This is a genomic window from Litoreibacter janthinus, assembly GCF_900111945.1.
Taxonomy (GTDB): domain Bacteria; phylum Pseudomonadota; class Alphaproteobacteria; order Rhodobacterales; family Rhodobacteraceae; genus Litoreibacter; species Litoreibacter janthinus.
Map to the genome: position 1 here is coordinate 3,344,092 of NZ_FOYO01000001.1, position 18,192 is coordinate 3,362,283.

The window sequence follows — 18,192 nt, forward strand, 5'->3', positions numbered from 1 at the left end:
CAGTTATGGAAATCAGTTTTGAGCCACTCTTATACGGCATAATCTTCGTTGGCGTCCTGATGCTGATCGAGGGAATCTACCTTGTCATTTTCGGCAAGTCGATCAGCCTCAACAGCAAGGTTAACCGCCGGCTGGATATGATCTCGAAGGGCGGGTCGCGCGAAAAGGTTCTTGAACAGCTCCGCAAGGAGATGAACCAGCACATGAATTCGGGCGGCATACCGCTCTACTCCATGCTGGCCGACAAAGCTTTACGCGCCAATATCGCCTTCTCCCCGATGGCCTTGATTGCAATGATGTTCGTGCTCGCCGGTGTCATCTTCGGCGTGTTGACCCAAATGACCGAAGCCGCAGCTCCTGTGCGCGGGCTGATCGCGCTCGCTATGGGTGTCGGCGCAGTTTACGTGTGGGTAAACAACAAAGCTAAGAAGCGCCTGGCGCTGCTAGAAGAACAGCTTCCCGATGCGATTGAACTTATGGTTCGCTCCCTGCGCGTGGGTCACCCCTTCTCGTCGGCGATCAACATCGTCGCCAAAGAAGTTGCCGATCCGCTTGGGACTGAATTTGGCGTGATTGCGGATGAATCAGCCTACGGGCGTGACGTCTCCGAAAGCCTGAAACACCTGGCCGAACGTATGGACATGCAGGATTTGCGCTTCCTTGCGGTGGCCGTGACCATTCAGCAGACCTCAGGTGGTAACCTTGCAGAGATTTTGCACGGGCTGTCACAGGTGATCCGCGCCCGCTTCAAGCTGTTCCGCCGCGTGAAGGCGATCACCGCTGAAGCCAAGTGGTCCGGAATGTTCCTGTCGGTCTTCCCGCTCCTGGCTTTGGTCGGCATCAACATCATGGAGCCCGACTATTATACCGAGGTGAAAGAGACCGAATTCTTTATCCCGGCCTGTATCGTGGTAGGCGTATTCCTAGTGGTGAACATGATTTTCATGCGCATCATGGTCAACATCAAGGTGTAATGAGATGCAGTTTATCGAAACCATTAACACCCTGCTCGTTGAAAATTTCGGCGAACTTGGCCCTCTTTTAGCAGTCGGGATGCTCGGCATCATCATGGTGCTCGTCACGCTCCCCAGCATGCTCAAGAAGCGCAAAGACCCGCTGGACCGCATCCGCGAAGAAGCCAAACGCAACGGCCCGCGCTCGAAAAAGTCGGGCGACGCATCCCTGCGCACTGCGGGCGGCACGGACAAGCTCGACAAATTCGCCAACTTCCTTGAACCGCAAGACGTCGAGGAACTGGCGGGGATGAAGCTCAAGCTTTTGCAGGCTGGGTACAAGCAGAAATCGGCCGTGCGCACATTCCACTTCGCGCAATTCGCCCTTGGCTTGCTGTTCCTGACCTGCGGTCTGCTCTATGTTCTGATCCTCGGTGGCGACGACATGTCGACTCGCGATTTGATCCTTGCGATCGTTATCCCAGGTGGTGCGGGTTATTACTTGCCGAAATACTGGATCGAGCGTCGCCGTCAGGAACGTCAAACCGAAATCGAAAGCGGCTTTCCCGACAGCCTCGACCTGATGCTGGTCTGCGTCGAAGCGGGCCAGGCACTTGACCAATCCATCATCCGTGTGGCCGCTGAAATTCGTGCCGGCTATCCCGCCCTCGCAGATGAATTCCAAATGGTCGCCAACGAGATGAAAGCCGGTAAGGACCGTATCTCGGTGCTGCGGGACATGGCCGAGCGCGCAGGCGTGCCGGATGTGTCCAGTTTTGTGACCGTGCTGATCCAATCAACCAGCTTTGGTACATCCATCGCCGACGCCCTCCGGGTTTACGCCTCGGAAATGCGCGACAAGCGTGTGATGCGCGCCGAAGAGAAGGCGAACGTGTTGCCGACCAAACTCACACTCGGAACGATGTTGTTCTGTTTGCCACCGCTTTTGATTATTTTGATCGGCCCGTCGATCTACGATATCTATAAGAACCTAAACGGTGGCGGCGGATAAACATGCGAAATTGGGTGGGCATACTTACAATTGGACTAACCCTCGCAGGATGCGCGGAAAAGGCCCCTTCGCTTGGCGAGGGGGCTGATCCATTTCCACCGAGTGGCGATGTCACCCGCTTTCAATCCGTCGACGGCCTAAGCGTTGGGCATCGTCTCATGGAAGCAGGCCAATTCGAACTGGCGCTGAAGGCCTATCTTCGAGCTGCAGGCGAACAAGGAACAAATGTTGATGTACTTAGCGCATTGGGGTCCGCCAACTTGCGCCTTGGCCGTCTCGGGCAGTCGGAAAAGCTGCTTCGCCAAGCGATCAAAGTCGATCAAACCTTTGTTCCTGCATGGAATAATCTCGGCGTCGTGCTGATGGAAACCGGGCGAGCCGGCGAGGCCAGCCGCGTCTTCAAGACCGCATTTGCCCTTGATAGTGGCAAATCTGACGAAATCCGGGAAAACCTTCGACGCGCGCTCGCAAAAATTGAAAACCCTGCATATAGTTCAGAAAAAGACGAAAGAGCTTTTGACTTGGTGAGACGCGGTAACGGCCGCTACCTGATCCTTAAGGCACCCTGATCAAAGGCCATTGAGAGCAGAGTAGAGGACGCCCCATGCGCCACATGAAGACAGGCATGCTGTGCCTAATCAGCGTGATTGCCCTAACCGCTTGCGAAAAACGCGAGAAGAGCGATTTCAGCAAAACCCTCAAGAACGTCAATGTTATCGATGAGAGCAATCTCAACGACATCATGCTGACCGTTGCCGACCCGAACGAGGCGGTGACCTACTTCCAAAAAGCAAGCCGCGAAGATCCGGAGCGTCTGGACCTTCAGCGTGGCCTTGGCCAATCGCTTCTGCGCGCCAAACGCGCGACCGAAGCAGGTGTCATCTGGGCCAAGATTACCAAACATCCCGAAGCCACCAATGACGATCGCATTTCTTACGCAAATGCGCTGATCCGTCAGGGTGAATGGAAAAAAGCCGAAAAGGTTCTTAACCAGATTCCACCGACTTTCGAGACCTTTGAGCGGTATCGTCTAGAAGCGATCATCGCCGACACCAACAAAGACTGGAAGAAAGCCGACAGCTTCTACGAAACTGCCGTTGGCCTGACCACCACGCCTGGTTCGGTTCTGAACAACTGGGGTTTCTCAAAGCTCACACGCGGTGACTACGACGAAGCTGAACGCCTGTTTGGCGAGGCGATCACCTACGATCCAAGCCTGTTCACCGCCAAGAACAACATGGTTTTGGCCCGTGGCGCCCGTAAAAACTACACGCTGCCGATTATTCAGGTGACTCAGACCGAGCGCGCGCAGTTGCTGCACACCATGGCACTGACGGCGATCAAGCAAGGCGATGTTGAAGCTGGCAAGACCCTGTTGGAAGAAGCCATCGAGACTCATCCGCAGCACTTCGAGGCGGCGATCCGCTCCTTGCGCACGCTTGAAAGCTAACCCATGGCGACCTTCGCGCTATGGGCCCTGCCCCTCGCAACCCTGATTTCCGCTTGGGTTGCCTGGAGCGATCTGGCCCGCATGAAAATTCCGAACAAGGCCGTTTTGGCCTTGCTGGTGCTCTTCGCCATCGTTGGCATTCTGACCCTACCGCTTGACGCTTACCTCTGGCGCTACGCTCATTTCGCCATTGTGCTGGCCGTGGGGTTCTTGATGACGATCACCGGCGTGGTGGGCGCAGGGGACGCGAAGTTCGCGGCGGCCATGGCCCCGTTCGTCGCAGCCACGGACGGAACCGTCGTCGCGGCACTCTTCGCGATCACGACTATCGCCGCCTTCATCCTGCACCGTCTGGCCCGCGTCACACCATTGCGCAAGCTCGCCCCGAATTGGGAAAGCTGGGAACGCACCCGTGACTTCCCGATGGGTCTGCCGCTGGCGGTGACCCTTGTAATCTATCTGGCGCGCGCCGCCTTTTAATCAGGGCCGCGCGTAGAGGATGTAGAGCTCGGTGCGCCGCACCTCTGTCAAAACCTCGCCTCGCGCTTCCACATCCTTAAGGATCGAGCGATAAGCCTGCGGGGTGGTCGGGCAGGTCGGGATCAAAAAGTAATCTGCTGCGTCATATCCTGTTAGCCGCCCGTAATACCACGGCGCGGCACCCTTGGTTGGCGATAGATTTCCGAACATCCACAAATTGCCAAACGTGTCCGCCACAAAAACGGATTTCCCCTCGGCCAAGCCCGCGCGATCCAAGTCGCGCGCCATCGCATGAGAGGCGCCAATCAGCCCGAGTTCTTGAACGCAGGATGCAAGCCCCTCGCCCTGAAACTCTGCAGGTGGCAAATGCGCGGCGAGCGTGTTCAGATAGGCGAACTCCTCACTTTCAAACTGCATCGGGACGCGTTTGAGAATGCGGTTCACCCGTTCCGCCTTGGTAAAGAAGTCCCCATGGCGGTCGGCATATGGTGTCTCGAAAAACAGGGCGCGATACGTGCCTTCCTTGGCCACGAAGTGCCGCGCGGGGCTGGTCGCCATGTTGAAAAAGGAGGGCGCAATCAGAGTGCATGCAACCACCGCCAAGGCAATAATCTGTGGCGTGCGCGATACAGCAAGGATCATCACAGCAAGCAGCGCCAACCACTTGGGATCGTTTCCATAATTTTGGTAGGTGACGTAAATCATACCCGGCGCCAAAAGCATCAGAACCAAACCCAACTTGGGGTCGACCCCGCGCCGTAGAACCAACACTGAAAGCACCAGTACAGCATTGCCCAAGACGTATTGCGGCGCGGTAAGCAGCGTAGCAAGATCAACGCCCGCCCTTGGCCGGATATCGGTACTTGCCACCAAGGCCAGGTCGCCTAGGTAAGCCCACCACATCGCAGGACCTGCCATGAACGTCAGGGCAATGGCGAACAACGCCACAACCGCCAGCGCAACAGAAATCGCCCGCCATTGGCCCCGCAGCACCAAGGCCAGCGCAACACCCGGCGCAAAAGCGACCCCGTAGGTGATCTTTCCCATCACGAAAAAACTGAACGCGACGCCAAGGATAACACCGTCAACCCATTGGTTATTGGCATGTTTCGGCTCTAACACGGCGACCAGGATCGCCACGAAGGCAAACGCCCATGCCCAACGGTTGTAATGCATCGACAACGACAAAGATGCTGCGGCTTCCCCGTGAATCATCGCCAAGGCCAACACCATCACCAAAGCGCCAACACCGTAAGCCATGCCTCGCGTCAAGCGGCTGCGCCCGAGCCACCACACCATCGGAACCAGCATCAAAGCCACGCTGATTTGCCCCAGCACGATGGCTGCTCCCACGCCAAAACCGGCCCAGACAAACGCCACAATTGGTAAGAAGGCAAGCACCCCCAACGGGGTAACAAAATCCAGATGCGGCCACTGCCCTTCGGACATCCTCAACAGAATTTCGATCAAATGAAGGGTGTCACCCTCGTGGCGGTCAACGTAAAGCCCGCCCTTTGCCAAGGCGAGCCCCCCCATAAGTGCGACCAACCCTAGTAGATAAACAAGAAAAAGCCTTGCTCCGGCCTTATCCATACCGTCGTCCATGCCCATCGTCCTCACGTCCCGCCCTGTTGGCGGTGTTCATTATTCACGAAGGCTAGCGCAGCTGGCCCGCTTTTTGAAGCGAGATCGGTTTTTGTTGTTTGGACGCAGCGAAAACAGTAAAGTTAGGGAAAGGATGCCGGATAATCGGCACGCGAGGCAGAGCACATGAATATGCACACAACCACGGGCGTTCAGGCGCCGGTTCCCCCGAAGTCTTTGAAAGATACAGGCCTTAGCATCGTGATGATGCGGGATATCCTGCTGAAAACGGTTTTCCGTAAAAACTTGGAGCACGTGTCAGACATGGCGGAGGCTATCTGCCTGTCCCTGCCATTAACCCAACAATTGGTTGAGATCGCGCGGGAACAAAAACTGATCGAAGCACAAGGTACGCTGCACGCAGGCTCCGGCTCCGAAATGGCGTTCCAGCTGTCGGATGCGGGCAAATCGCGCGCGCTCGATGCGCTTTCCCAATCCGAATATTACGGTGCCCTGCCCGTGCCATTGGAAATGTATAAAGAGCAGGTGAAGAAGCAATCTGTTCGAAACATCCAGATCACCCGTGACAAACTGTTGAGCAATATGGGTCACCTGATCCTGCCCGAGCATTTGCTGAACGATCTTGGTCCAGCCGTAAGCTCCGGCCGTTCGATTCTGCTCTACGGCCCACCCGGCAACGGTAAGTCGGCGATCTCCAACGGCATCCGCGATGCGCTTGGCGACATGATCTATATCCCGCAATGCATTGAATATGCTGGGCAAGTTGTAACGCTTTTTGACCCGATTGTGCACACACCAATCGAAGACGTGGCCGAGCTGACCACTTCATTGCGCCGCACCGATAACCGGTATGACAAGCGCTATCTTATGTGTGAGCGCCCCACGGTTATGACCGGTGGTGAGTTGATGCTGAACATGCTCGACCTGAATTACAACGCCACTTCGCGCACCTACCAAGCCTCGCTTCAGCTGAAGTCGACCGGTGGCGTGTTCATCGTGGACGACCTTGGCCGTCAGGAAGAACCACCGCAGGCCCTGATCAACCGTTGGATTGTTCCGATGGAAGCCGAATACGATATTCTGGCCCTGCAATCGGGCGAGAAATTCGAGGTGCCATTCGACACGCTCGTGATCTTCTCGACCAACTTCCACCCCAACGAAATGTTCGATGGCGCGGCCCTGCGTCGTATTTTCTTCAAGATCAAAATTGACGGCCCAACGCAGGAAGAGTTCCTCAAAGTGTTCGCAATGGTCGCCAAGAAAAAGAAGATGCCTTTGAATGAGGCGGCGCTGATCCACCTGTTGAAAGTCAGATACCCGACCATCGACAATGTCTACGCGAACTATCACGCGAACTTCCTGATCGACCAAATGATTGCTGTTTGCGAGTACGAAGGCATCCCCAATCAGATGACCCCCGAGTTGATCGACCGTGCATGGGCCAACATGTATGTGAAAGACGAAGAGATTAAGCACTGACCAAAGCCGACAAGCGGACTATATCTGGGGCATGTCTGATCTGCCCCAGCCCATCCGCAATTGGTTCGCCGCCCGAGGCTGGGACATCCATCCCCATCAGCAAGCGATGCTTGATGCGGCACAGGACCCTTCGACGCTTCTGATTGCCCCGACCGGCGGTGGTAAGACCATGGCGGGGTTCTTGCCCACGCTGGTAGATTTGCACGACTCGCCACGCCGCGGGCTGCACACGCTCTACATCTCTCCGTTGAAAGCCCTTGCAGCGGACATCAAGCGCAACCTGCGCACTCCGGTCGAGGAGATCGGACTAGACATCCGCATAGAAGACCGCAGCGGCGACACCAGTTACACCCAGAAGCGCCGTCAAAGGGCCGACCCTCCCCACATCCTGCTAACCACACCCGAAAGCCTTGCCCTTCTGCTCAGCTACGAGGACGCGCCGCGCATCTTCGAGGGCCTTCAACGTGTCGTGGTTGACGAAATCCATGCTCTTGCCGAAAGCAAGCGCGGTGATCAATTGATGTTGGGCCTGAGCCGCTTGCAATCTCTGGCTCCTGACCTTCGCCGCGTGGGCCTAAGCGCAACGGTTGAAGACCCGGAAGCCATTGCCAGCTTTTTGGCGCGTCACCTGCAACCGACCCAAATCATCCACGCCGATCCTGGCCCGGATCCCGACATCGCGATGCTGGAAACCGAACAGGCCCCGCCTTGGTCCGGCGGCGGCGGGCGCTATGCCATCCCCGCCGTGCTAGAGCAGGTCAAACAGCACAACACGACGCTGATCTTTCACAACACCCGTGCGCAGGCAGAGCTGTTCTTCCACCACCTCTGGCTCGCCAATGAGGATCAGTTGCCTATCGGCATCCACCACGGGTCCCTCGCCCGAGAGCAGCGCCTGAAGGTGGAACAGGCCATGGTTGAAGGCAGTCTTAAGGCCATCGTTTGTACTGGCAGTCTTGATTTGGGGATCGATTGGGGCGACGTGGATTTGGTCATCCAGATCGGTGCGCCGAAGAACGTCAAACGCCTCGTGCAGCGGATCGGCCGTGCTAATCACCGATACAACGCCCCGTCCAAGGCGCTTTTGGTGCCTGCGAACCGGTTTGAGATCGTCGAGTGCAAGGCCGCACTGGATGCTGTCAAAGAACATGATCTTGACGGCGACCCGCGCGGGGTTGGTCCGCGTGATGTACTGTGTCAGCATATTCTGGCCTGCGCCGCCGCTGGCCCGTTTGACGCGAACGATCTTTTTCGCGAAGTCACGACGGCAGGCCCCTATGTCGGCCTCGCCCGTCTGGACTTCGACCGCTGTCTCGATTTCTGCGCAACTGGCGGCTACGCCTTGCGCGCCTATGACCGTTATCAGCGCATCGTGGAGCGCGATGGCAAATGGCAGCTTCGCGATCCGCGAAGTGCCGCGCAAATCCGCATGAATATCGGCACAATCATCGACACAGAAATGATGAAAGTACGGCTCAAGAATCGACGCGGCGGCGCGCCATTGGGCGAAGTCGAGGAGGCGTTTGCCTCAACCCTGTCCCAAGGAGACACGTTTCTGATCGGCGGCCAGATCGTGCGCTATGAAGGGCTGAACGAGATGACCGTCGAAGTCACCCGCCGCGCCTCCAGCACCCCCAAGATCGCCACGTTCTCGGGCACCAAGTTCGCAACTTCAACGCAGTTGAGCGAGCGCATATTGCGCATATTCCAACAAGACAGATGGCCGGACTTGCCTGCACACACGGCGCAATGGCTGGCGCTTCAACGCGACCGGTCCAAGCTGCCGCAACCGGGACGGCTCTTGATTGAAAGTTTCCCGCAAGACGAACGCCACTACACCGTGATCTATGGCTTCGCGGGCCGCAATGCGATGCAGACCCTTGGGCTTTTGCTGACCCAACGCATGGAAGACCAAGGTCTGGATCCTCTCGGCTTTCTTGCGACGGATTACGCGACTATGATCTGGGGATTGCAACCGGTCACCGATCCTGCGCCGCTCTTCAAACTTGAGAACTTGCGCGACGGGTTGGAGGACTGGCTTGCCGGAAATGCCGTGATGAAACGCACGTTCCGCGCCTCCGCGATAATTGCCGGGCTGATTGACCGCATGACCCGTGGCCAACGCAAATCAGGGCGTCAGGCCACGTTTTCCTCTGACATCCTGTACGACACCTTGCGCAAATATGACCATGATCACCTCATGCTCGACATCACTCGTGAGGAGGCTATGAAAGGCCTCATAGATTTCGGACGTATCGAGGACATGCTCACCCGAACCCAAGGCGTCATCGACCACTTGGTGCTTGGGCGCGCCACACCACTGGCAGCGCCGCTATTTCTGGAAATCGGGCGTGTTCCAATCAAAGGCGCAGCAGAAGAACGCATCCTGGCCGATGAAGCCGAAAAACTCATGGCGCAGGCAGGATTGCAATGAAGCAATTCACCTTTTGCGGCACAACGCTCGCAGCCCTGCCGTCCGGTGCGTTGCTTTGGCAAGAACAGCGTCTGCTGATCGTCTCGGACCTTCATCTGGGCAAATCCGAGCGCATTGCGAGACGCAGCGGCCAGATGCTGCCGCCTTACGAGACCATCGACACACTCACCCGGCTGCAAAACGATCTGGACGCGCATAGTCCCGAGCACGTGATTTGCCTTGGCGACAGCTTTGATGACCTGGCAGCGGGCGAGGCTCTGCCCGTGCAGATCACTGATTGGATCACCCGCCTAATGGCCGGCCGAAACTGGACTTGGATCGAAGGCAATCACGACCCTGGCCCGCTGTCTCTTGGCGGAACGCACCGCAGGCAACAAGAATTTGATCCGCTTGTTTTCCGGCACATCGCAGAGAACACCTCCCCCAGCGGCGAAGTTTCGGGGCACTACCATCCCAAAGCCAGCCTACAGATGCGCGGGCGCGCAGTGACGCGCCCCTGTTTTCTGTATGATGACACACGCCTGATCCTTCCTGCGTACGGCACCTTCACCGGCGGCCTTCGGACAACCTCCAAGCCGCTTCTGGCACTGATGCAGCCCACGGCCCGCGCGATCCTCACCGGCGCATCCGCAGTGGAAATCCCGATGCCGCGCAGCTAGGCTTGGCCAGACCCACGATCGGAGCGCCTATGTCCCCTCAGCCACGCAACCCAAACTACAAGACCGACGTCGCAGTCAGTTTCGCGCGACAGGCCATGATGGTGACAGCAGGCGCTACGCTCGCAGAGGTCTCAGCCGGACGGTGTGTGATCAAGGCCCCGATTTTGAACAGCATGACCCAACAGCACGGCTTTGCCCACGCTGCGCTGACCTTCGCCATTGGCGATAGCGCGGCTGGGTACTCGGCCCTCACCCTTGTTGACGCGGGCAAAGAAGTGCTGACCTCCGAGATGAAGATTAACTTGCTTGCACCGGCGCAAGGAGACGGACTCAAGGCCGTCGGAAAAGTCTTGAAGGCGGGCAGGCGCCTGATTGTGGTGCAGGCGGATGTCTATGCACTGAACGGCGACGCTGAAACGCATATCGCCGCCCTGCAAGGCACAATTGTTCCGGTTTAAGCGGTCAGACCTTCCGGCTCCGACAGACCATTAGCGCGGCAGCAAGCTGTCAGCGTGTTGGCCAATAGGCAGGCGATGGTCATCGGCCCCACACCACCCGGCACAGGGGTAATCGCACCGGCAACCGCAGCGGCGCTCTCGTAATGAACGTCCCCTACAAGACGGGTCTTGCCCTCGCCCTTTTCTGGCGCGTCGAGGCGGTTGATGCCCACATCGATCACAGTCGCCCCCGGCTTGATCCAGTCGCCCGGCACCATTTCGGGGCGTCCCACCGCGGCCACAACGATGTCAGCGCGGCGCACCACGTCGGGCAAATCTTTCGTACGCGAATGGGCAATCGTCACCGTGCAGCTATCGCCCAACAGCAACTGTGCCATAGGTTTGCCAACAATGTTGGAACGGCCAATCACAACCGCGTCCATACCAGACAAAGAACCATGATAGTCGCGCAACATCATCAAGCATCCCAGCGGCGTGCAAGGGACCATCGATTTCTGCCCAGTGCCCAACAGCCCGACATTGGAAATATGGAACCCGTCTACATCCTTCGCAGGGTCGATCGAGTTGATCACCAGGTCTTCATTCAAGTGTTTTGGCAAAGGAAGCTGAACCAAAATCCCATGAATCGACGGGTCTTCATTCAGCGATTTGATCACCGCCAGCAGGTCGGCCTCGGATGTGTCAGCCTCCAGCCGATGCTCGACCGACTTCATTCCCACCTCAACAGTCATCTTCCCCTTGGAGCGCACATAAACCTGACTTGCGGGGTCTTCGCCGACCAGCACAACCGCCAATCCCGGAACGATATCGTGCTCGGCCTTCAGCTTGCCAACTCCGTCCGCGACAAGCCCGCGCACCTTGGCCGCAAAGACCTTCCCGTCAATGATATGCGCGCTCATGCCTGTCGTCTCCGTCATAGTTATACACGTCGCGCCCTCTTATGGAGCGCAGGGAAGCTGCCCCAAGCTGCGACGCGGGTGTGGGGGCCTCGATGGCCCCCACACCCGCACCACCTCTTAGAACAAACCTTCGATTTCGCCAGCATCGTTTAGCATGATCGCTTCCGCAGACGGAACCCGTGGAAGGCCCGGCATCGTCATGATCTCGCCGCAGACGACGACCACGAACCCCGCCCCTGCCGACAAGCGCACTTCACGCACAGGCAGCGAGTGACCAACCGGCGCGCCGCGCAGGTTCGGGTCGGTCGAGAAGGAATACTGCGTCTTCGCCATACAAACCGGAAGGTGGCCATAGCCCGCCTCTTCCCACTGGCGCAGCTGGTCGCGGATTTTCTTGTCTGCCAGCACCTCGTCGGCACGGTAGATACGCTTGGCGATGGTTTCGATTTTTTCCATCAGGCTCAGGTCATCCGAGTAAAGCGGTGCAAATTGTGCCGCCCCGCTGTCGGCAATCTCTGCCACTCGGGTCGCCAGTTCTTTGACCCCCTCAGAGCCATGTGCCCAGTGCTTGCACAATATTGCCTCGGACCCCTGCTTTTCAACGTAGGCTTTGACCGCGGCAACTTCCGCATCAGAGTCACCCGAGAAGTGGTTGATCCCGACCACAACAGGAACGCCGAAGGATTTGACGTTCTCGATATGGCGCCCAAGGTTGGAACAACCCGCCTTCACGGCATCGACGTTCTCATCAGCCAGATCAGCCTTCGCCACGCCACCATTCATTTTCATAGCACGCACGGTGGCCACCAAAACCACGCAGTCAGGCGCCAAACCGGCCTTGCGACACTTGATGTTCATGAACTTCTCAGCGCCCAGATCAGCCCCGAACCCCGCTTCGGTCACAACGTAGTCTGCGAGTTTCAGTGCCGTTGTTGTGGCAATCACCGAGTTGCAGCCATGCGCGATATTGGCAAACGGACCACCATGCACGAAGGCAGGATTGTTCTCCAAAGTCTGCACAAGATTCGGCTGCATGGCTTGCTGCAGCAGAACGGTCATCGCACCGTCAGCCTTGATGTCGCGGCAATAGATCGGGGACCGGTCCCGGCGGTAGGCCACGATGATGTCGCCCAGACGCTTCTTGAGATCGTCCAGATCCATCGCAAGGCACAAGATCGCCATCACCTCCGAGGCCACCGTAATGTCAAATCCGGTCTGGCGCGGGAAGCCGTTGGCCACGCCGCCCAGTGACGTTACGCAGTCACGCAACGCACGATCGTTCATGTCCAAGACCCGCTTCCAAGTTACGCGTCGTTCGTCGATTTGCAGCTCGTTGCCCCAATAGATGTGGTTGTCGATCATGGCCGACAGCAGGTTATGAGCCGAGGTAATCGCGTGGAAATCGCCTGTGAAGTGCAGGTTCATTTCTTCCATCGGCACAACTTGCGCGTACCCGCCGCCAGCGGCCCCGCCCTTCATCCCGAAACATGGCCCCAGCGAGGCTTCGCGGATACAGATCGCCGCTTTCTTGCCGATTGCGTTCAGGCCATCGCCCAGACCTACGGTCGTTGTGGTTTTGCCCTCACCTGCGGGCGTCGGATTGATCGCAGTCACAAGGATCAGTTTACCGTCTTTCTTGCCCCGTTGGGCAGCGATGAATTCGGCAGACACTTTCGCCTTATCGTGGCCAAAGGGAAGTAGGTCGGCTTCGGGGATGCCCAGCTTGGCACCGATCTCTTGAATCGGGCGTTTCTTGGCCTCGCGGGCAATCTCGATATCCGTCTTGAAACTCATGTTTTGTCTCCCCTTGGCCTGCGCAATGCGCTGCGGCGCTATTATGTCCCTTCGCCTATATCGGGGACGGGGCCGCAGCCACACTGCAATTCCGACATTTAGGACACTGGAATCGGCCTATAGCGGTGAAAGGGTTTCAGATGGGAAACAGCAGGCTCCAAATGGAGCCAAACACCGCCAAGTCAGTCAGAATCTCCGGACCACGCCCGCTGATCGGGTATATGCAGCGTGACCGTGTCACCCACACGCAGCGGGCCTTCCCGCTCCACCCAGGCCGTGACCCCGCGACGGCCCTTGGCCGCCGCCTTGAACGCACGCCCGTGGCTAGGGGCATCCTCGTCAATGACAGGCGCAGGCAGATGGCAGGGCCGGTTTTCCATGTCGACGGTCAAGGTCGTCCCGTCTTGCGTCTGCAAGCGCGAGGACGGGGGAATGTGAGTGAAATCCGGTATCCCTTCAATCACGATATTGGCCGCGCACCATTCAGGATTGAAACTGTCCACCCCGATTTTGGCCGCGACCGCAGCCATCTCTTCGGCGGACACGATGCAAACCTGGCGCGTATTTCGGATTTGGGTGCCCTTGGCGTATTGCGAAGTCACTCGGCTGCAGGACGGTCGTGTCAGCCCGCCGTGATCTTCCCCCTCCAGCCCGGCGAAGCCGACCTGCACCTCTGACACCGGAGCTGACCGCAACCCCGCAGCACGACTCTCCACGCGCCCCAGCCAAACAATTTTGCCAGTGTGTTTCGTTTTCATCAAAGCCGGCATCGGCGGGTCTCCGTTCAAAATTCTCAAAGGATTTTGAGGGACAGCAGATCGCCCGTCCAATCAAACTCTGTGACATCGTGGTTCACAAGAAAACGCCCCGCCAAATGGCGGGGCGTTTCCAGAACTTTTCACTTGTCGCTACGGCTTACGCCGAAGGCTCCGGCTCCATGCCGCCGTCAGATTTCGGCGTCTTGGGTTTGCGGGTCTTCGGGATCGCGGCGACCGAGGTAGCGCCACTGTCAGGCGTGTCATCCTCTTCGTCGTCGCCGCGGTTCAACGGTTGGCCTGCGATCACCTTGTTGATCTCCGAGCCTGTCAGCGTTTCGTACTCAAGCAAACCTTGAGCAAGACGTTCCCATTCTTCGTTCTTTTCGGTCAGGACGCGCTTGGCGGTCTCGTAACCTTCGTCGATCAGCTCCTTAACCTTCTGGTCAATGATCTTCTGGGTTTCTTGCGAGTGGTTCGTGCCCCCGCCGTATGGGCCCAGATAAGATTGCTGCTCGTTGGCGTAATCCACATGGCCCAACTCGTCAGAGAAGCCGAATTGCGTCACCATCGCACGGGCAATTTTGGAGACTTGCTGGATGTCCGAGGTCGCACCGGAGGTTACATTCTCCGGCCCGAATTTCAGTTCTTCAGCAACTTTGCCTCCCATCGCCATCGCGATTTTCGACGTGTATTTCGTCCGCGACACAGAAAGCTGATCCCGCTCTGGCAAGCTCATCACCAGACCCAAAGCGCGCCCGCGAGGGATAATCGTCGCTTTGTGGATCGGGTCATGTTGCGGGACGTTCAGCCCCACAATCGCGTGCCCTGCTTCATGATAGGCCGTCAGTTTTTTCTCGTCCTCGGTCATCACCATCGACCGGCGCTCGGCGCCCATCATGACTTTGTCCTTGGCGCTTTCGAAATCTTCCATCGTCACAAAGCGACGTCCGACACGGGCCGCCATCAGCGCGGATTCGTTCACGAGGTTCGCCAGATCTGCGCCGGAAAACCCGGGGGAGCCACGCGCGATGATGCGCAGATCCACGTCAGGGCCAAGCGGTACCTTGCGGGCGTGAACGCGCAGAATCTTTTCGCGACCTTTGATGTCAGGGTTCGGAACCTGAATTTGACGGTCAAACCGACCCGGGCGCAGCAATGCAGGGTCCAGCACGTCGGGACGGTTGGTGGCCGCCACGATGATGATACCTTCATTGGCCTCGAAGCCGTCCATCTCAACCAGAAGCTGGTTCAGCGTTTGCTCGCGCTCGTCATTCCCGCCGCCGTAGCCGGCACCACGGGACCGACCGACAGCGTCGATCTCGTCGATAAAGACGATGCAAGGCGCGTTCTTTTTGGCCTGCTCAAACATATCACGAACGCGTGATGCACCGACGCCCACGAACATTTCGACGAAGTCAGAGCCTGAAATTGTGAAGAACGGCACGCCTGCTTCGCCTGCCACCGCACGCGCCAGAAGCGTTTTACCAGTGCCCGGAGGGCCCACAAGCAAAGCGCCTTTAGGGATTTTACCGCCCAAGCGGCTAAACTTTTGCGGGTTACGCAAGAATTCGACAATCTCTTCAAGATCGTCCTTCGCCTCGTCGATGCCCGCGACGTCGTCAAAGGTCACGCGCCCTTGCTTTTCGGTCAGCAGTTTTGCCTTCGACTTGCCGAAGCCCATCGCCCCGCCTTTGCCACCGCCTTGCATGCGGTTCATGAAGAATATCCAGATCCCGATAATCACGAGGAAGGGCAAAAGCGTTCCGACATAGGCCAAAAGACCGTTTTGTTCCTGACGCTTGGCTTCAATCGCCACCTTATTTTCCAACAGAACCGGGGTCACGTCGACGCCTTCAGGCTTGATCGTCGTGAACATCTCGTTGCCGGAGCGAATGATGATATTCTCACCATCCAGCGTCACCTGGCTCACATCACCGGATTCGACCCGAGAGATGAAGTCCGAGTACGGGATCGTGCGCGAGTCCACTGCGGATTGGCTGCCGTTAAACAGGTTGAAAAGCGCCAGGATCAGCAAAAACAGTACGACCCAGAATGCGATTTGTCTCGCGTTGCCCAAGGGGATTCTCCTAAATCAGCTCGACTCCGACGTAGACACTTACGTCACCTAAAGCCGTTGGTCTTAAAATAGGGATAAGTGGCGCAGGTTCAATGCGATAAAACAAACTCTCGGAAGTCTTGGTCATGTTGTCGCGGCATAAGGCGCCAACCGTTGTCCCATCCGGCGAGCGGAGCACTCAGCAGCACGTCTCCGTCCCAGACGGCGGGCGACGCAAGCAACGACACGCGCGGAAGTCCTGCATCACGCCAAACATCACCACATTGCGCCAAACCGGTTTCGCCGAGGGCCGCTATTTCTGTGGAATGTGTGTGCGGGCCTTCAACCCGCCATCTGCCATCCCAGCATTCGGTCGTTGGCACGCGAAGTTCCGAAACCGCGCCATACTCGCGGGCCACTCGTAAAGTGTCGCCGGCGGATGTCAGCACGCAGCCATGCAGAACGGCTTTCTGGCGCAAATCCGCCAAAACGCGCATCAGCTTCGCTCCGCGCGGCGCGTAATCCTGCCCTGAAACAAACCGAAGGGCGCAATTCAGAACCCGACGCTGCGGCTCAGTCGAGAGTTGCTCCAGCCACGAAAGTTCAAAGCACAGATCGCCACGGTCCAGCTTGAAATGCCCGTCCAACTCCTGCGCGAGGTTTTCCACCAGTCCACGGCGGGTGTCATGCAAATGCCCGATGGAGGTCAGTATCATCTGCGCCGACAGTCCCGCCGCCTCTAGCGCGGCCATGTGTTGCCGCAGGCGGATGCGGTGGTAGCTGGGGTCGTCATTGCTCGGATCGTCGCTCCACGTGATGTCGGCCTCCTGCAACACGTCGCGCAAGTCAGAGCGGCGTAGATGCAGCATCGGTCGGTGAAACGTCACACCATCGCGTTTGAACTCTCGCGACATGGCGGACAGCCCATCCAGCCCCGCGCCACGTGAAAGCTCCATCAAGAACGTTTCGATGTTGTCGTCGGCGGTGTGCCCGACTGCCACGCCGGCCGCGCCAACCCGCTTGGCCCACTCGGCCAACAAGCCGTAACGGCCGCGTCGCGCGCAGTCCTGCAAATTGCCCGTCCCGTCCCAGTGCCAGTGCAAAATCTCGTGTGGCACGTCATGAGCAGAGCAAAACGCGCCGACGGCTTGCGCTTCGTCAGCGGCTTCATCTCGCAGATTGTGGTTCACAGTTGCCACGCTCACGCGGGCGCCAGCCTTCAGCATCAGATGCAGCAGTGCCATGCTGTCGCCACCGCCGGACACGGCGACACCAATTAAAGTGCCGGGCGTTAGCCTGTTGAGAAAATCGTCGGGAAGTGTGGTCGCGGTCACTGGCAGCCGAGGTTGCGCATCGAAGAATTGGCGGGAAGCACCTGATCCGAGCCCGGATAGCGGACACCCACTTCCTGAAGCATCAGGCAGGCCTCCTCAGCTTGCCCGAGTTCATACAAAGCCAGCCCCAAGCGGAACAAGGCTTCTGGGGCACGCGGCGCGTCGGGGGAGCCGGAAAAGCTCTCCAGATAAGATCGCGCGGCATTGTTCCAGTCGCCCGACTGCGCCAGAGCCTGGCCCCGGAAGAAATGCGCGTCGGACGCTAACGGTCCGCCCGGGTAGGATTCATTAAAGGCCGCAAACTGCTCCGCGGCGCTGCGAAAGTCACCGGCTGCGAGCGCCTCCTGCGCCCGCTCGAAGTCGGCCCGTTCAGAAACGGCCAGTTCGGCACCGCCAGTATCTGGCGTTGGTGCCGGGCCAACGGCTACGGGTGCGGCTCCGGTTCCGCCGCCCAAAGCGGGCGTCTCGCCGATCGCGCCCAGATCGCAATTCGGCTCCAGCTCGCACAGGCGGAATTCCAAATCGCCGACGCGGGTGGTGCCATCTGTGACCACGCGGTTGATACGGTTTTCCAGACTTTCGGTTTTGGAGGTCAGGCGGGACAGTTCCGCCTCGATAATATCGATCCGTTGCAGCGTGTCACCCGTGATGGTTAGCCCACCAGTGTTGCCGCTCGACAGCTCCGAGCGCAATTGAACGATACTGGCGTTCAATTGGCCCAGTTCAGTACGAATATCCGCAAGGCTCGAGTCCTGTGCGGCGACTGGCCCCACGCTCAAAGCGAACCCCAAACACATCAGAACCTTGCGCATAATCTTACC

16 protein-coding genes are annotated in these 18,192 nt (G+C 58.1%); 9 read left to right on the forward strand and 7 right to left on the reverse strand.

Features of this window, described 5'->3' with window-relative positions:
* Nucleotides 1-5 precede the first annotated feature (5 nt).
* Genes BM352_RS16785 through BM352_RS16805 form a run of 5 tightly spaced genes read left to right on the forward strand, consistent with a single transcriptional unit; the run spans nucleotide 6 to nucleotide 3,895 of the window.
* Nucleotides 6-974 carry a type II secretion system F family protein gene (locus BM352_RS16785; RefSeq protein WP_090219184.1) on the forward strand — a complete coding sequence of 323 codons (969 nt, stop codon included), beginning with the start codon at nucleotides 6-8 and terminating at the stop codon, nucleotides 972-974.
* A 4-nt stretch (nucleotides 975-978) separates the two neighbouring features.
* Nucleotides 979-1,965, forward strand: a complete 987-nt coding sequence (locus BM352_RS16790) for a type II secretion system F family protein (RefSeq protein WP_090219186.1) — start codon at nucleotides 979-981, stop codon at nucleotides 1,963-1,965.
* A gap of 2 nt (nucleotides 1,966-1,967) precedes the next feature.
* Nucleotides 1,968-2,534: a tetratricopeptide repeat protein gene (locus BM352_RS16795; protein WP_090219188.1), complete on the forward strand. Its 567-nt coding sequence runs from the start codon at nucleotides 1,968-1,970 to the stop codon at nucleotides 2,532-2,534.
* Nucleotides 2,535-2,569: 35 nt separating this feature from the next.
* Nucleotides 2,570-3,415, forward strand: a complete 846-nt coding sequence (locus BM352_RS16800) for a tetratricopeptide repeat protein (protein WP_090219190.1) — start codon at nucleotides 2,570-2,572, stop codon at nucleotides 3,413-3,415.
* A 3-nt stretch (nucleotides 3,416-3,418) separates the two neighbouring features.
* A complete protein-coding gene (locus BM352_RS16805; RefSeq protein WP_090219192.1) occupies nucleotides 3,419-3,895 on the forward strand; it encodes a prepilin peptidase in 477 nt (158 codons plus the stop codon).
* Here the strand turns inward: BM352_RS16805 and BM352_RS16810 are convergent, their stop codons facing one another.
* Nucleotides 3,896-5,500 (reverse strand): hypothetical protein, encoded by a 1,605-nt coding sequence (locus tag BM352_RS16810; protein ID WP_090219194.1) that lies wholly within the window; start codon nucleotides 5,498-5,500, stop codon nucleotides 3,896-3,898. It abuts the gene before it with no gap.
* Between the two features lie 165 nt (nucleotides 5,501-5,665).
* On the opposite strand from BM352_RS16810, the gene BM352_RS16815 reads away from it, so the two are divergent.
* From BM352_RS16815 to BM352_RS16830, 4 genes are read left to right on the forward strand one after another with little or no spacing between them, the layout of a single operon-like run.
* Nucleotides 5,666-6,979: a P-loop NTPase family protein gene (locus tag BM352_RS16815; protein ID WP_090219196.1), complete on the forward strand. Its 1,314-nt coding sequence runs from the start codon at nucleotides 5,666-5,668 to the stop codon at nucleotides 6,977-6,979.
* Nucleotides 6,980-7,010: 31 nt separating this feature from the next.
* On the forward strand, nucleotides 7,011-9,413 hold the full coding sequence (locus BM352_RS16820) for a ligase-associated DNA damage response DEXH box helicase (protein WP_090219198.1): 2,403 nt from the start codon (nucleotides 7,011-7,013) through the stop codon (nucleotides 9,411-9,413).
* On the forward strand, nucleotides 9,410-10,072 hold the full coding sequence (gene pdeM / locus BM352_RS16825; RefSeq protein WP_090219200.1) for a ligase-associated DNA damage response endonuclease PdeM: 663 nt from the start codon (nucleotides 9,410-9,412) through the stop codon (nucleotides 10,070-10,072). The genes BM352_RS16820 and pdeM overlap by 4 nt, the downstream gene beginning before the upstream one ends.
* A gap of 29 nt (nucleotides 10,073-10,101) precedes the next feature.
* Nucleotides 10,102-10,530 carry a PaaI family thioesterase gene (locus BM352_RS16830; protein ID WP_090219202.1) on the forward strand — a complete coding sequence of 143 codons (429 nt, stop codon included), beginning with the start codon at nucleotides 10,102-10,104 and terminating at the stop codon, nucleotides 10,528-10,530.
* Here BM352_RS16830 and folD read toward each other — a convergent pair.
* From folD to ybgF, 6 genes are all read right to left on the reverse strand, one after another.
* Nucleotides 10,527-11,429, reverse strand: a complete 903-nt coding sequence (folD, locus tag BM352_RS16835) for a bifunctional methylenetetrahydrofolate dehydrogenase/methenyltetrahydrofolate cyclohydrolase FolD (RefSeq protein ID WP_090219205.1) — start codon at nucleotides 11,427-11,429, stop codon at nucleotides 10,527-10,529. The two genes, BM352_RS16830 and folD, sit on opposite strands and share 4 nt — an antisense overlap.
* A 117-nt stretch (nucleotides 11,430-11,546) precedes the next feature.
* Nucleotides 11,547-13,223, reverse strand: coding sequence for a formate--tetrahydrofolate ligase (locus tag BM352_RS16840; protein WP_090219208.1), 1,677 nt, complete (start codon nucleotides 13,221-13,223; stop codon nucleotides 11,547-11,549).
* A 182-nt stretch (nucleotides 13,224-13,405) separates the two neighbouring features.
* Complete coding sequence (locus BM352_RS16845; RefSeq protein WP_090219210.1) at nucleotides 13,406-13,993, reverse strand: MOSC domain-containing protein; 588 nt, start codon at nucleotides 13,991-13,993, stop codon at nucleotides 13,406-13,408.
* 145 nt (nucleotides 13,994-14,138) lie between these two features.
* Nucleotides 14,139-16,058, reverse strand: coding sequence for an ATP-dependent zinc metalloprotease FtsH (gene ftsH, locus BM352_RS16850; protein WP_090219213.1), 1,920 nt, complete (start codon nucleotides 16,056-16,058; stop codon nucleotides 14,139-14,141).
* Between the two features lie 89 nt (nucleotides 16,059-16,147).
* On the reverse strand, nucleotides 16,148-17,371 hold the full coding sequence (gene tilS / locus BM352_RS16855; RefSeq protein ID WP_090219216.1) for a tRNA lysidine(34) synthetase TilS: 1,224 nt from the start codon (nucleotides 17,369-17,371) through the stop codon (nucleotides 16,148-16,150).
* On the reverse strand, nucleotides 17,368-18,183 hold the full coding sequence (gene ybgF, locus BM352_RS16860) for a tol-pal system protein YbgF (RefSeq protein ID WP_090219217.1): 816 nt from the start codon (nucleotides 18,181-18,183) through the stop codon (nucleotides 17,368-17,370). Before ybgF ends, tilS begins: the two co-directional genes overlap by 4 nt.
* Between the last annotated feature and the right edge of the window lie 9 nt (nucleotides 18,184-18,192).